The sequence below is a fragment of the Flavobacterium cutihirudinis genome (assembly GCF_003385895.1).
Taxonomy (GTDB): Bacteria; Bacteroidota; Bacteroidia; order Flavobacteriales; family Flavobacteriaceae; genus Flavobacterium; species Flavobacterium cutihirudinis.
In genome coordinates this window covers 127,347-143,054 of record NZ_QRDQ01000010.1, presented here as the reverse complement: position 1 = coordinate 143,054, position 15,708 = coordinate 127,347, and the positions used below count along the sequence as shown (strand labels likewise).

Annotated in this window: 6 protein-coding genes; 1 reads left to right on the top strand and 5 read right to left on the bottom strand. The window is 34.8% G+C overall.

Features of this window, described 5'->3' with window-relative positions; all coding sequences use genetic code 11:
• Positions 1–441 precede the first annotated feature (441 nt).
• The 4 genes from BD847_RS15320 to BD847_RS15305 form a co-directional block, all read right to left on the bottom strand.
• Positions 442–1,980, bottom strand: a complete 1,539-nt coding sequence (locus BD847_RS15320; RefSeq protein ID WP_244201617.1) for a glycoside hydrolase — start codon at positions 1,978–1,980, stop codon at positions 442–444.
• Between the two features lie 200 nt (positions 1,981–2,180).
• Positions 2,181–4,976, bottom strand: a complete 2,796-nt coding sequence (locus BD847_RS15315; protein WP_244201616.1) for a glycoside hydrolase family 2 protein — start codon at positions 4,974–4,976, stop codon at positions 2,181–2,183.
• 121 nt (positions 4,977–5,097) lie between these two features.
• The gene (locus BD847_RS15310) at positions 5,098–8,481 is read right to left on the bottom strand and encodes a DUF5107 domain-containing protein (protein WP_115889137.1); all 3,384 of its coding nucleotides are present in this window, start codon (positions 8,479–8,481) and stop codon (positions 5,098–5,100) included.
• Positions 8,482–8,495: 14 nt separating this feature from the next.
• Complete coding sequence (locus BD847_RS15305) at positions 8,496–9,872, bottom strand: sugar porter family MFS transporter (protein WP_115889136.1); 1,377 nt, start codon at positions 9,870–9,872, stop codon at positions 8,496–8,498.
• A gap of 353 nt (positions 9,873–10,225) precedes the next feature.
• Here BD847_RS15305 and BD847_RS15295 point away from each other — a divergent pair, with 353 nt between their 5' ends.
• Positions 10,226–11,119, top strand: coding sequence for an AraC family transcriptional regulator (locus BD847_RS15295; protein ID WP_115889134.1), 894 nt, complete (start codon positions 10,226–10,228; stop codon positions 11,117–11,119).
• A 212-nt stretch (positions 11,120–11,331) separates the two neighbouring features.
• On the opposite strand, the gene BD847_RS15290 is transcribed toward BD847_RS15295, so the two are convergent.
• Positions 11,332–15,378 carry a hybrid sensor histidine kinase/response regulator transcription factor gene (locus tag BD847_RS15290; protein WP_115889375.1) on the bottom strand — a complete coding sequence of 1,349 codons (4,047 nt, stop codon included), beginning with the start codon at positions 15,376–15,378 and terminating at the stop codon, positions 11,332–11,334.
• Between the last annotated feature and the right edge of the window lie 330 nt (positions 15,379–15,708).

The window sequence follows — 15,708 nt, the reverse complement described above, 5'->3', positions numbered from 1 at the left end:
TTTTTTTAGCCCGCGGTTTTTTCCGCGGGCTCGATAAGTTATTAGGTAAAACCAACTCTTACAATCATAAAGTTTAAAGAAGGCTCAATTCTTTAAACTGATCAAAAACTTACCAAAAAAATAAACACTAATTAATATACAGTAACCAACTTAACCAATTACTATATCTGCAAAGAAATGTTTATTACACACTTCGAAGGAGGGGTAAAATGGAAAAAAAAGGAGGTCAAAATCGCAATTAAGTATTATTTATAGATAAATTTTAGAGAGTATGAAAAAATATATGGATTTTTTTACACAATCATCAATAATTAAAAAATACCAGTTTTTCAGCTAAAACGTTTGAAATTCTCTAATGATTTTAGTTTTTAAGGCTAAAAAACATTAAATCTTCAAAATTACATTTAACCTTAGCTTAAACTTTTACCAATTATTGCCCTTTTATTTATAATTCCCTATGAAAGTACTGACTGATTTTGCAGGTATTTCAACTTTATTATTTTTTAAAATCTCACCTCTTTTTAAATTCGAATTTTCGGAGGTAACATAGGGTGATAATGCTTTTTTATCTAAAGGGCTACTCAAGTTCAATTTATAAGTCCGAGGTGAATCATCGGTATTAATAACTACAATCACAATTCTTTTTTTGATGGTGTCTTTATAAGCCGTAATCATTATTTTCTCAGATTCTGTTTTTTCATTTTGATTTGAAACTTTGACACGAATCATTCCGGGACGCACAAATCTTGAATAATTTCCGAAAGCCCATAATAGTTTTGAATCATGAAAAAAGCCGTCATTTTTACAATAACCATCAATCATACTTCCATTATTTGTACCATCATCCAGATAAATTAAACCGTCTTTAAAGTCGGCTCTAGTCAAAGCCGTCCACCATTGCCACGATGAAGCATTTGCAACAGCAATATCATTATGCATAAGACGCGCTACAAAAAGAGCAGTTTTCATTCCGAGATCTCTCTGATGGCCTGAACCTCCGGGAATTTCCGTTTCTCCTGGTTGTTCAAGAATACTGTATTCGGTTTGCCAATATTTTAAATTCTGAACTTGTTTTACACGAGAATTCAACTTTTCGCGATAAGCAATCTGATCTTTTATCGGCCAGACCGAAAAATAACTGTGTCCGGTGATTACATTTTTCACGTTCGAAAGCTTTGATATATTTGTTCCAGTCAAACCCCAAAATGCATTAATCTGATCATCCCTATTTTCATCATTTACATTTTCATACAAATAATTGATTATTGCGGCTTCACCCAAAACAATTTCTGTTTTTAAGGATTTTGAATTTAATCTATCTGACAAAAGCTTCGTAAAATCATATATTTCTTGATTGGTTGCCGGAGTTCCTTCCTGACTTGCCTGCCCGTTATTTCCAGCCATCCAATCCCATTGTGGTTCATTTATAGGGCTTAGATAATCAAAAGTGATTCCTTCTTTGCGTTGTAGATTATCAATTGTTTCAACCAAAAAATCCGCATAATTGGGCAGCATTCTTGTTTTGATATTCATGTTTTGTTTCTGTGGAGAAAAAGCTTTTCCGTTTATTGTCATTTGAACAGGCGGACTGATGGTGAAAGCCAGAAATTTTTCGACACCACGGTTTTTTGCTGCCTGCAAAAACCATCGTTGGCCTTCTTGTTTATTCCAATCATAAGAACCGTCAGGATTTTGGAAACATTCGCTTCTTCTCCATTCATCAGTAATTCCGCTATTACTTCCCTGTTCTGTACTTCCTGCTCCCAAATAAAATCTCCATATCGATAATCCAATTCCTTTCGGATTTCCTTGTTTGTCTATTTCCTGACTAAAAAGTAAATCCGCAATAGCATTCCTTTTTTCCAAGGGCCAGTTTTTCCCAACCATCTGACATCTCCACGCATCTGACGCTCCAAAACCATCCATCGTTTGAAGCTCTTGATTCAGGTCAATTTTTATTTGTGGTAAATTCGAATTCAAATTCTTTTTTGATACACAGGATATAAAAAATAAGCTAACGAATAAAAATAGAGTTATAGTAGTTGTTTTAAATACTTTCATCGTTTTAATGTTTTGTTTATTAATAATAATAAAACTCCCATAAGCAAAAAACAAACCTGCTTACAATAAAATTACTGCAAAGAGGTTTGTTTTTTGCTTATGGGAGTTAAGAGCTTTCTTTAGTAAATACTTTTAGCGTCTTCTTTACCTTTTTCTTTTTGATCTGCCAATATTGATTTTAGAACGTCCGGATTCTTAATCGCTTCCGGATTAAATGATGAACTGTTCATGTATTTCAAAACCGAAATCAGCATTTGTTTTGCGACTGGGCGTTTCTCCAAATCTGTTGTTAGATCGAAAGAAGCAATGACCAATTTTCCGGATTTAACGCTTCCTTCATAAAGTGAAGCCAGTTTACGGTTATTTGCAAAATTATCTACCATTTCTACAATCGGATTTCCTCCTTCGATTTTATCTGTAATAAGTGTTGTTGAATTTACATTCAAATCCCACCATTGCCAGTCGGTATTCATATCAGTAGGAAAATCAGCCAACGCTTTGTGCGACGGATTGCAAAGTACGCCCATTGTTCCCGCTTGTTTAGGAAAATGAACCGGACTCCAAAATACAGGAACAAATTTTCCTTCGATGCCTTTAATCTTTTTCCAATCCGGGTTTAATAGTACTTTCTTTCCGGCATTAAGTAACTTATACGCTTCCTCCAAACTTCGTGTATAAACCACTTGTCCGTAATCAATGGTTTGCTTTTGTGGATAAACCCAAATATTCCATTGATTTTTATAATTGGTTCCTTTCAGACTTACTTTAATAGTCAGTTTAGTCGCTTTTGTGATCTTCTGAAGACTTTCGTTTAAATCTAAAACTTTATGATTGTATCCAACTGAAATTCCTGCTTTTGTACTTCCTGAATCCAACACCGCGTTTCCATCATTTATACTCCACACAATTTCCTGATCTTTTAAAGCAGCAGCTGAATAATTGGTAACATCCAAAGAAGCCGTAAAAGTTTCATTATTTGTATAAGTAGCTTTTGCAAAACGAAGCAACGGCACGACAGGTGCAGAAAATTCTCTGAATTCCTCAGCCGAAATTAAGCCTTTGCTATCCCAGAAAGCATCCAATAAACCAACTAAAGCAGTCCCTTGTCCCGGAAAATCATGTAAATCCAATAACTGAAAGCCACTGATTCCCGCCGTTTTTAATGCTCTTTCTATTTCTTCTTTATAAAGAATTACAGCCAGTTTTCCTGAAGCATTTGTATAATCAGCCGCTTTATTGATTAATCCTTTGCGTTCCAAATCTTCCTTAACCGATTTAAAATTAATAGGTTCTAAAACTCCGGTATATTTAGAAATTTCATCCAGTTTAGGATAAACCGCATATTGCCCGATTTCGTGCGTTACCACAGGCACTGTCATACCTTCAACAGAAGTCACATAATCTTTATTAAAAGTTGGCGATTCACTATTAAAGACGCCTTGACCACGTACCCATCCCTTTTTAGTCCATTGCGTTATAAAGAAATCATCTTTCGGTTCTGGCCAATCTCCATGTCCTTTTTCAAAAGTAAAAGATGTTGTGGTGTAAAGATGTCTGTCGTCTTTGGCTTTTAAACTGTTCATTAATTTTGTCAAAACAGTCATATCGCCTTGAAGTTCATTCCCCATCGACCACATGCAAAATGATGGATGATTTCCGTATTCATTAATCATACGCTGTGCTTCAGCATATAAAAAATCGGTTGTTTTTTGATCTTTTCCTATTTCAAGCGCCCAAACCGGAAGCTCAACCTGAAGATAAAAACCCATTTCATCAGCAACTTCAAACGCAGCCTGAGGCGGACACCAGGAATGAAAACGCAAATGATTTAATCCCCAATCTTTTGCTGTTCCAAATACTTTTCTCCAACCTTCTTTATCCATTGGCGGATGTCCTGTGAGTGGAAAAATATTACATTCTAAAGTTCCTCTTAAAAAAACCGGCTGATTATTTATAGTTAAAACCGAACCTTTTCTTGAAAAACTTCGCATTCCAAAATCTACAGCTGCATTTGATTCTTTTTTTCCGGCTTTCAATTCGGCTTTTAGCTCATATAATTCAGGTGAAAATTCGCTCCACAGTTTTACGTCTTTTCCCATATTATAATCGACTTCAACTACCGATTCTCCAGCTTTTATCTGAATTTCCTTTTGAAGTGTTTCTACCGAAATTTTGCTTTTTTTGTTTACCGCCGAAATACTTAAAATTCCTTTCGCCGATTTATTCGTTTTATTATTAAATGTCAAACTAACTTTTGCACTTCCCGAGCTGATATCCGGTTTTATCTGAAGATTTGTAATTCTGACAGCATCAGAAGCTTCGATTTCCATTTTTCCGATAATACCGTTCCAGATAATCTGCGTGTGATTGGTATAAGAGTGCGCCATATTATCATCACTAATCTCAAACTGTTTACGATTATCAACACGAATAGTTAAACGATGTGTTTTTCCTGGTGTAAGATATTGTGTGAGATCAAAATAATGCGGTGCAACAACACTATTTTGCTCAAAAGAAAGTTCTTTTCCGTCAATCCATACATTTGTTTTCCAGATTACGCGCTCCAGTTTTAGAATAAATTCTTTTCCTTTCCAGTTTTTTGGTATCGTGATTTCACGGGTATACCAGGCAGCACCCAGATAACTGTTTTTACGGGTAAGATGACTCATTTGAGGTTTCTCTAAACCGGGTTTTAGTTTATTAGGAACTCCAAGTCCAGCGTCATCTGTAGTTCCTGGCAATTTCATCAATTGCTTAAAACTACTGTTCTGCCAGCCATTTTTCAGTCCGATGTCTGTACTGTCTAGCTGTACTGTCCATTCTCCGGCAATATTCATTACCAGTTTTTCACGAGAATCCCATGAAGAGAAGAAAAACAAAAACAAAACGGATAGTACGATATGTTTGATTTGCATTTTTTAATTTTTATAATTAAATATTTCTTTAGCCTAATAAAAAGAAAATAACCCGCTGGCTGTAATTAACAATCAATCCTATACTAATGCTAAAAACATTACTTCCAACGAGTTAAACTCTTTATTTGCGAAAGGTTTGTTTATTAATATCCAACTGCTTTACTTTCTGATAATATTTCTCAGCTTCAGCTTCATTACCTAGTCCGCTATGGCCGAGCGCCATTACATAAAAACAATGTACCTGATTTCTAACATTCAAATCATCATCCCAAATAGCAAGATCCGGTAATGAAACTGCAAAATAATCTATTCTTGATTTTTCGAACAAATATTTCTCTCCATGGGCCAGTAATTTATTGAAACGGCTGCGGGCCTTATCTTCATCGCCCAATTCGCGCCAAGCCAATCCTTGATAAAAAATCTTGTCCGGCTGCTGATCATTATAGAAAAAGGCCTGAACCGGTTCTGATGATCCAAGTGTTGCTTCGACAAAGTTTGCTGTTGCATTTTCCTGATCGCCTAATCCTTTATAGGCTAAACCTTTATAATAAAAAACCTCGTTTTCTTCAGCATTTTTTAGCTTTCCTTCCCCTAAGTCATACGGATAAACTTCAGTTTCTTTTAGCAATTGTAGGGCATCAGTAAATCTGTTTTCTGCTATTGCAATTTTTGCCAATTCTACTCTGCATAACGTATATTGTCCAGTTACTTTTCCTTCTCCGCCTTCCCAAGGATGGAATTTTCGCTTGGCAATCAATTCTTTCGCAACATCGTATTTTCCTAACTGATTGTAAAGTGTAATACGCTCAATACATAAATCGTCGCGTTCTTCTACTAAATTTGGATATTGATTTAAAACCTCTAAACGTTCTTCAGCAGATTTTCCTATTTTTTTATAAAGCTGATCCAGTTCCATAAAAATCCTTGAATCTGTAGTATCTAAAGTAAAAGCTTTTTCAAGTACTTCTTGAGCTTTGGTCTTGTTATTTGTTTTATTGAAATAAGCAAGAGCAAGGTTTCGCAATAAAGTAGGGAATTTATCATCTATACTATAGGACAATTCCCAACATTTAACAGCCTCATCATACTGACGGAATGCGTACCAGAAATTACCTAAGTAATAAGGCGCTTTTGCATCTTGCGGATTTACAATAATGGCATCCTGCAATATATTTACTTCTTCGATACGATTTGGGAAACACTTTTCTGGCGATTCTGCAGCCGCTTTTTTATACCATTCTAATGCTTTTTCTGCATTCCCATTCATGGAATCAAAATACCCCAAAGCATAATATACCATTGGATAAACTGCTTCAGAATCATTAATCGATTCCTGCAACAATTGCGATGCCTCTTCATATAAACCTGCACCTGCAAAGTCAAGCGCATATTCTATGTATCCGTGCGACCACTGACGCATAATAGTATTCATTTCGTCAAGAACCGTTTTGTCTTTGGTAATTAAATACTTTTCAAAACGACATCCCATATTGAAACGGTCAATTTTTAACGATTCTTCAATCCACGATAAAGCTTCTTGGTTTCTATTTAACTTTCTCAAAATAGAAGCCTTCAATTGACGTGCTTTATGATTGTGCCAATTGCGAATAAGAGATGATTCTACTCTTTCCAAAGCTTCTGACCATTCGCCTTTTATACTGTCAATTTGTGCCAATGCATAAAATCCCGCATCTTGCCAAGCCGCATTCCAAGTCGATTTGAAAAGCGAATTATAGGCATCATCATATTTTCCTTGTAATTTTAAACAATAACCAAGATTGTATAAAGGTTCTCCGTCAATCGGGTTTGGATTTCTTTCTGTTAAAACCTCAACTGCGGTTCTGAAATAGCTTTCTGCCTTTTCGAACTGCCCTCTTCTCAGCATTAACAAGCCAACAGCATTGTTACATCTTACGTCTTTCGGCTCTCTCTTTAAAGCTTCAAAATAATAATCCAACGGATTGTAAGTCGCATGTCTGTACTGTTCCAAATGCAATCCTGTTAAATACAATTGCTCCATTGAAGCAATATCTTTTGGATCTAATGCCGCTTTTGCAGGATCCGGAACCGGTTTTATTTCTGCTTTTTCTTGTTGATAATCCACCAGAATTTTTCCGTTAGAAGTATAAACTGTAAATATTAAATTCTCAGCAGCAATTTCTCCAATCGAAACTCTTTTTTTATACGGATTTACAGGAGAAATCATGATTTTATCCTCAAACAAAACATTACCCTGATTGTCTTTTAATTCAACTTTTAAATTTTCGTAAAGTCCCGTTGTATACAAGATTAAGTCGGCTTCGCTTCCTTCTACTTCAATATTTATAATGGCATCTTTAGTGGCATTTTTAACATATCCAACTTCCGCATATGGCATAAAATATTGTGTCCACGATTTTTCTTCATAGGCTTGAAGCCAAGAAAAATCAGGCTGATTATCTGTAAAAACTCCCGTCATTAATTCAATATACGGACCATCTTTATCCGTTAGGTTTCTGTCCCACGCAAGACCGAAATCGCCATTACCCCAAGTCCATTGTTTTTTACCCGGAGAAACATGATGATTGGCCACATGCAGCAATCCTGCCTGCACATCATCTTCGTAACCGCCAACAAAATTATATTTGGACTGAACCGCCATATAAGACGTTGGAACAGGAATATTTTTATATTTTGAAATGTCTACTCCAGCCGAATAATCCTGTTTGTAATATTCGCCGGTTGCGATTGGAAATTTAGAAACATCTCTTTTTCCGTGATCAAATACGGCATTCACATCTGGAGGAAAAACCGATTTATAACCGTCATTTACCACAACCGCCGGATTTGCCCACCAAAGGAACGTTTGCGGAAAAGCAGTACGATTGTAGATTTTTACTTTAATCTCGATATAAGCTTTATCAGGATGCAGCGTAAATCCCTGCATTCCTTTTGTTCTAAACATTCGTTCTACTTCATTACACCAAATGGTTTTACTGCCGTCTTCATTTTCTTCAATACTATAATCTGTTGGCAAAAATGTACTCGGACGGTGGTGCTGCGGCCAGTTGAACTCAATTCCACCAGAAATCCACGGTCCTGTAAGTCCAACAAGAGCCGGTTTTATAACCTGATTATAATATACAAAATGACGCTGTTTTACTTTGTCATATGCCATATGAACGCGGCCTCCCAATTCTGGAAGAATCATAATTTTGATGTATTTATTTTCTAAAAATACAGCGTTGTATGACTTATCTATTTTTTCGTCTGATAGTTTCTCTACAACAGGATAAGGATAAACGGCTCCTGAACTTCCCTGATAAACACGTTTTTCAAGAAAAATAGGATTCTTTTCTTCTTCGCCAATTTGGTATGTTGGCAATAAAATATCTTCTTCCCAAACGCGTACAACGCCATCTTCGTTAACAGTAGACTGAATTAAATAAGCTGTGATTTTTTCATCCTGACCTATTTCGTTTATTGATTGGCTTGAATACAAACCATCTGTAGTTGTATTTTTCATCTTAAAATATGCTATTATTTTGTCAATTCATTTTCGATTTCCTCTAAAGATTTCCCTTTGGTTTCCGGCAAAGAAACACGAAGGAAGAAGTATCCCGCTAAGCAGATAATTCCGTAAAGCCAGAATGTTCCGTAAGAACCAAGACTGCTGTTTAAAATTGGAAATGTGTAAGTAAGCACGAAACAAGCTGTCCAGAGCGCGAAGGTTGAAACCGCCATCGCCATTGCGCGAATTTTGGTTGGGAAAATTTCAGATAAAACGACCCAGGTAATTGGTGCCAATGTCATTGCATAACATGAAATTGCTGCAATAACAAGTCCTAAAACTGCAATTCCTGTTATTTCGAAATAATAGCAAGCGCCTAATAATGCGTAGATGAAGAATAATCCGATTGAACCAATAAGCATTAATGTTCTGCGCCCCCAACGGTCTACAAAATACATCCCGACAAAGGTGAAAATTACATTGGTTAAACCTGTAATAACGATATTAAATAAGATATCTGAAACGCCATAACCTGCAGCCGAAAATACTTCCTGTGCATAATTGAAAATCACATTGATGCCACACCATTGCTGGAAAACCGCAATTACAATTCCTAACAATAGAATCTTTGGCATTTTGCCTTCAAAAAGCATTTTATAATTCGCTTTTTCTTCGACATCAGTAGCTCTTAATTTTAATTGTTCAATTTGTTCAGAAGCAAAAGCTTGTCCGCCAATTTTAGTAAAAATAGATTCGGCTTTTGCATATTTGTATTGACTTGCGAGCCATCTTGGACTTTCAGGTATAATTAATATTAAAACAAAAAAAGCAACTGATGGAATTGCACCAGCCCAAAACATATAACGCCAGCCCCATTGTCCGTTCCAGGAATTCAGTATATCCTGTCCTTCTATAATTGGATCAGCAATTAACCAATTTACAATTTGTGCCGCCAATATTCCAATTACAACTGTAAGCTGATTTATGGAAACAAATTTCCCTCTGGATTCGCTTGGAGCGATTTCGGCAATATACATAGGAGAAAGATTAGAAGCAATTCCGATTCCAATTCCGCCCACGACGCGCCAGACAATAAACCATTCAATTGTGTCTACCACTCCGGTTCCTACTGCAGCCAGCGTGAAAAAAATGGATGCGACAATCATTAAAGGTTTTCTTCCGTATTTGTCAGACAGACTTCCTGAGATCATTACGCCCAACAAACAACCTAAAATTGCGCTTCCCATAACCCAGCCTTGCATCGATGGGGAATTTGTAATATTAAAGAAAACTTCATAGAAAGGCTTCGCACCTCCAATAACTACCCAGTCATATCCAAAAAGCAAACCGCCCATTGCTGAAACTAACGCTATGAAAAGCAGATACGAAGAATTAAACTTACTCATATATTTATTTTTTAATTAATTTATCTTTTACAAATATCGCTAGTTCGTCTTGCTGTCAAAATGTAATATTTATATAAAACATGTAAAAAACAACGATTTAAAACAAAACATTATTAAACTCAAAAAAGTTTCATCTGTTTTTTACACTAATTATTTTATTTCTGTTAAAAAGCACCAATAAAACAATAGAAGAACATAAAAAATATCTTACCAAGAACTAAAACCCACTTAATAAGATCGTCTTTTTATACTAATTATATCATTATATGTAAATTTTCACGCTTTAGCTAAATTCGGAATTAAAATATTTTTCCTTAGATTTGATTTTATAAAATTATAAAACAACACTCTTTATGGATCAGATAGCAGATGGATTTAAAGGCGAAAGAGCCATTGTTGTTCCTTATAGCATACGTAGTTTTCAATCTGAAAATGAATTGACAAAAAATCTTTTCGTTACACATATTGGTTATTACCCCAATGCAAAATACCATTTCAGAAAAAGATCCAAAGGAGCGCTTGAAAATATCCTTATATATTGCGAAAACGGAAAAGGATCTATAACCTTTGAAAACGAACAATTTTCGCTTACAAAAGATCAGGCTTTTATTATTCCTGCTCACAAAGCGCACAGTTACGAAGCCGAAATTTCGAAACCCTGGAGTATTTACTGGCTCCATTTTAAAGGATTAAATACTTCCCTGCATTCTTCTATTTCAGGAAAAATTATCAATTTAAGTGATACAAGATCCTCAGACCGATTGAACTTATTCGAAGAAATTTACCAAAATTTAGAAATGGGTTTTTCGCCTGACAATCTAGAGTATTCAAGCATTTGCCTGCAGCATTTTTTGGCCAGTATAAAGTACACCGATCAGTTTTTAAAAATAAAAACAGCAGATGCGGAGGTTTTAGACATTATACCAATGAGCATTATATACATGAAAAATAATCTTACCACTAAGATTACGCTGCATGAGATTGCACAACATGTAGGTTATTCTAGTTCGTATTTTGGAACTTTGTTTTTAGAAAAAACTTCCTCTACTCCTATGGATTATTACAATCAGTTAAAAATCCAGAAATCTTGTTCTCTTTTGCAATTCAGTACGATGAAAATAAAAGAGATCGCTTATCATTTGGGCTATTATGATCCGTTTCATTTTTCGAAATCTTTTCGGGTTGTTATGGAAATATCACCAAGAGAATATCGTTTAAGATACAAAACTCAGGCACAATCTTCATAGTAAAATCAGAAAGCATTGACGCTTTTAACCGAATGACTTGGATTAATTATTTTCAACACATAGAAACATAGGTTTTGGTGTCGAAAAAAAGAGATTAGAAGAAACAAGTTTCCACACATAGCTAAACTATGTGCATTTAAATTAGTGAAACGCCTTTTATAATCTTCAAAAAACTATGTTTCTATGTGTTAAAAACAATCTTGACCAATGGTTTAACTGATAATATTCAAATCAGAATTAAAGGAACTTTTATACTTTTTAATGTATTCTGATGGCGTCATTCCAAAGAGTTTTACAAATTGCTGTCTGAAGTATTTTGGGTCTTCAAAACCAACCTCAGCACTTGCCTGCGCAATATTCATATCTTCCGTAAGCATTAACATGGCAGCTCTTCGAATTCGCAGCGAACGAATAAAAGCATTTAAAGTTTGTCCTGAAATGATTTTGATTTTGGTATAAAGCGTTCTGTGGCTCATTCCCATTTCCTGAGCAAATGTTTTGATTGTGAAATCTTTTTTATGAATATTTCGCTCCACAATATCAATACACTTCTTCAGGATTTCCTGATATTCAATCGGCACTTTTTGGGTGTTTTCCTTAAGTGTAATACTATCCAGAAAATACGTTCTCAGATTGCTTCGGTTTTTCAGTAAAGATTCTACTCTTGCTACCAAAATATCGTCATCAAATGGTTTGGTAATATAGTCATCCGCGCCATCATTAATTCCTTGCAAATGTGTTTCTGGATTTTTTGAAGCTGTTAAAAGAATCACCGGAATATGAGACAAACCATCATTTTCTTTAATTTTTCGGCACAATTCCAAGCCATCCATTACTTCCATAGTAATGTCGCTAATAACAAGATCCGGCATGTGTTTTTTGGTTTGTTTCAAACCTTCTTCTCCATTATCTGCACTGTAAACAATATAATTATCCGAAAATAACTTAATCAGATAGTTTCTGATATCATCATTATCATCAATAATCAAAACCGTTCGTTTGTCGGTAAGCATTACTTTCTGGAAATCACTTTCTGAAACTATATTATTTACCTTTGAAGTAGTTTCTTCCGAATCATCAATTATTAATTCATCGAACAACTGACTTCTGCGTGGTGCATCATTTGTAATTTCAGCATTTTCAAAATGGCTGTCGCCTTTCAGGAACGTTAATTTAAAAGTACTTCCTTTTCCAACTTCACTGCTGCAACTAACTTTTCCTTTGTGTTTATCGACAAAATATTTCACGATAAACAGTCCAATTCCGAAACCGGTTCCTATTGAAACTTTGGAATTTATCTGTTTGAATTTTTCAAAAATTACATCAATATCGCCTTTGTCAATTCCTTCACCACTGTCTGAAATTTCCATTGCCACTTCAGCGGCAGTTTCGGTTAGTTTAAGATTGATTTCTCCTCCAGCGGGCGTATATTTGAAAGCATTTGAAATCAAATTAAATAATGAAATCTCGATTTTTTCGTAATCTCCAATTATAATAATTTCATTATTTGGACTATCAAAATTGTACCTGATATTTTTGTCTTTTGCCTGATTTACAAAACACAGGTAGACTTCATTGCATAAATCATTGACTTTTATAGGAGACAAACGCAATGCATCTGCATCATTTTCGGCTTTTCTGAAAAGTAAAAGCTGATCGATAAGACTCAACAATCTTCGGGCATTTCGGTGCGCAATAGCCAAATCACTTCCAGAAGATCCGTTTTCGCTTTTCTCTTTCTGAACAGCTTTCTTCAAAGGATTAATAATCAAAGAAAGCGGCGTTCTAAATTCATGTGAAATATAAGTAAACATCGAGGATTGCTTTTCGGCAATTTCTTTCTCTTTTTTGCTTTCCAACACTGCAATTTTTACTTTGTATTTTAGCTTTTCTCTATTTTTGCTATATTCTAAATAACCATATAAAAGCCCCGAAATACCCAACAAATACAATGTATACGCCCACCATGTTCTATACCATGGCGGTAAAACATGAATGGTTACCAAACTGACTTCTTTATTCCAGCCTCCTTTAAAGTTGGTTGTTTTAACCTTAAAAGTATATTTTCCTTCCGGTAATCTTGAATAATTGGCTTTTCGGGCCTGACCCACATTATTCCATTGTTCGTCCCAACCTTCTAAGAAATATGCATAATTGATTTTATCAGCGTTGTTGTAATCGAGCGCAACAAACTCAAATGATAAAGTGGTCTGATCATAAGCAAGACTTACCTCTTTAATCTTATTTTCTTCTGAAAAAACTTCAGCTTTGCTTTCTTCAATGGGCTGGTTGTTTACATAAAAATCAGACAATAACACATTTGTCGCCTGATTGAAGCCTTTTATTTGCTCCGGAAAAAAGATATTAAATCCGTTAATCCCTCCAAAAAGAAATTCACCGGTCGACAATTTTAATCCCGCATTAAAACTAAATTGATTGCTTTGTAAACCATCGTTTACAGAGAAATTTCGAAACGTTTTTCTTCTTTTATCAAATCGGCAAACGCCGTTATAGGTACTCATCCAAAGATTTCCTTCTTTGTCTTCCAGTAATCTTAAAATAGTATTTGACGGAAGTCCATCGTCTGTCGTAAATCTTTTGAACTTACTTGTTTTTCGGTCAAACAATAACAAACCGCCTTCCTGAGTTCCTACCCACAAATTTTTGTCTTTGTCTTCGTGGATGTATCGTATTTGGTTTCCGATAACTATTTTATTAATCTTCCCGTTCTTTTGATCTATCGAGATCAGACTTGAATAATTTCCGCCCCATAATTTTCCGTCGCTGGTTTCGACAAGACATTGCAAGTTTGTTATACTTTTATCATAAAGAACAAAACTGTCTTTTACTCTGTCAAAACGATACAAAGCACCTTCATTGGTCGCACCTGCCCAGATATTACCTTTCGAATCTTTATAAACAAACCAAACATTTTTTTCAATTTGTTTTGTATAAGAATTAAAGCAAGAATAATGCTTTACAGTATTGTTGGACGGATTAATTCGATTGATTCCGCCTGCCCAGGTAGAAAGCCATATTTCGTTACTATTATCCCGAGCAATTCCCGTTATAAAAGGACTTGAAAGTTTATTACTGTAGGCGGTATACGTATTTTGTTTTCGGTTCCAATATTTCAATCCAGCTCCGTCTGTTCCAACCCAAATATTCTTTTTCTCATCTTCGCAGAAAGACAAGATAAAGTTCTCAGCCGGATCGCCTGAATTGTATTTTATACTCTTAAAATATTTTGGTGTGTCGCTAAGCATACTTATTCCGCCGCGCAAAGTACCAAACCATTTATTTCCCGATTTATCCTCGTATAAACTCCAAACCGAATTACTTTTTACAAGTTGATTGGTGGTCAATGTATTGTATGAAACTGCTTTCTTAGACCCTCCCGAAATTTTAAAAACACCACAGCCATCTGTTGTAATCCAGACTTCATTTTTCTCATCAACCAAAATATCAGTCACACTGCATTTATTGGCAAAATAATTTTCTGAAAGAGAACCCGAATTGGGATCAAATAAAAAAACACCTTCATCTGTACCCAGCCAAAGTTTTTCGTCTTCACCGAGTTTCATTGCTTTTACTTCAATAGACAGCGGAAAAGCAACTTTCAAAGTTTTGGATTTGTAACTGTAACTGCATATACCAACATTACGGACAAAAACCCAACTATGATTCTTTTTTCTATCATTCATGATGGCAATAGCATCATAATTGTCCATTTTGATATTTCGGGATGGGAATTGCAACGGAACATGATTCCCAACAAAAGAATTATTCTCAAAAGCAATCAGACCTAAATTCTGTGACGCAACTAAAACAAGATTATCAGAAACTGCATTTGTCTGGTGTATAACATCTGTTAATACTTTAGCCGTTTTTTGGTTTGGAAGAAGGCATTCAACAGAATGAAAAATTGCTTTACTTTTATTGTAAATACTGATTCCGTTTGATCCACCAATCCAAATATTTTTTTTGGAATCACCTTCGATATTATAAATGGTATTAAAAGAAAGCGACTTTTTATCATTGATCCGGTTTCTAAAAACCTTAAAGCTATAACCATCATAACGATTTAATCCGTCATACGTACCAAACCATAAATAACCTTCGCTGTCCTGAAAAATTGTTGTTACAGAGTTATTGGACAAACCATCAGAAATATCTAAAAATTTCACCGGATTATCCTGCGAAAAAACTAAAGAAGAAAATCCAAAAAGAAATATACAATACAGAACAATATTCTTCAAAATAAAATGTGTTTTTGGCTTTGTGTACAAAGTACAATTATAAGCTTATTTTACAGATATTTCACTAAAAACATCGAACAAAAATCATATTTCATAGGCGTTGTATAGGATTTTATCCCGTGGCATTTTTTTTAATAAAGCTTTGCTTATAAATATTGTTTCAATCGATTTTTAAAAATGCCTCTTTTCATTTTTATCTTTTTTTCTTTCATCCAAACCAAGAAAAACAGATTTTAAATTTACTTAAGATTAAACAATTTTCAGATTTACTGGTCAAAAACATCTTATTATAACTTAACAAATGATCCATAAATTAAAATTGAATTCTGT

Bases quoted from the DNA above. Each gene is read 5' to 3' on its own strand.
- BD847_RS15305 (WP_115889136.1), bottom strand. From the start codon at position 9,872: ATGAGTAAGTTTAATTCTTCGTATCTGCTTTTCATAGCGTTAGTTTCA.
- BD847_RS15315 (WP_244201616.1), bottom strand. From the start codon at position 4,976: ATGCAAATCAAACATATCGTACTATCCGTTTTGTTTTTGTTTTTCTTC.
- BD847_RS15310 (WP_115889137.1), bottom strand. From the start codon at position 8,481: ATGAAAAATACAACTACAGATGGTTTGTATTCAAGCCAATCAATAAAC.
- BD847_RS15295 (WP_115889134.1), top strand. From the start codon at position 10,226: ATGGATCAGATAGCAGATGGATTTAAAGGCGAAAGAGCCATTGTTGTT.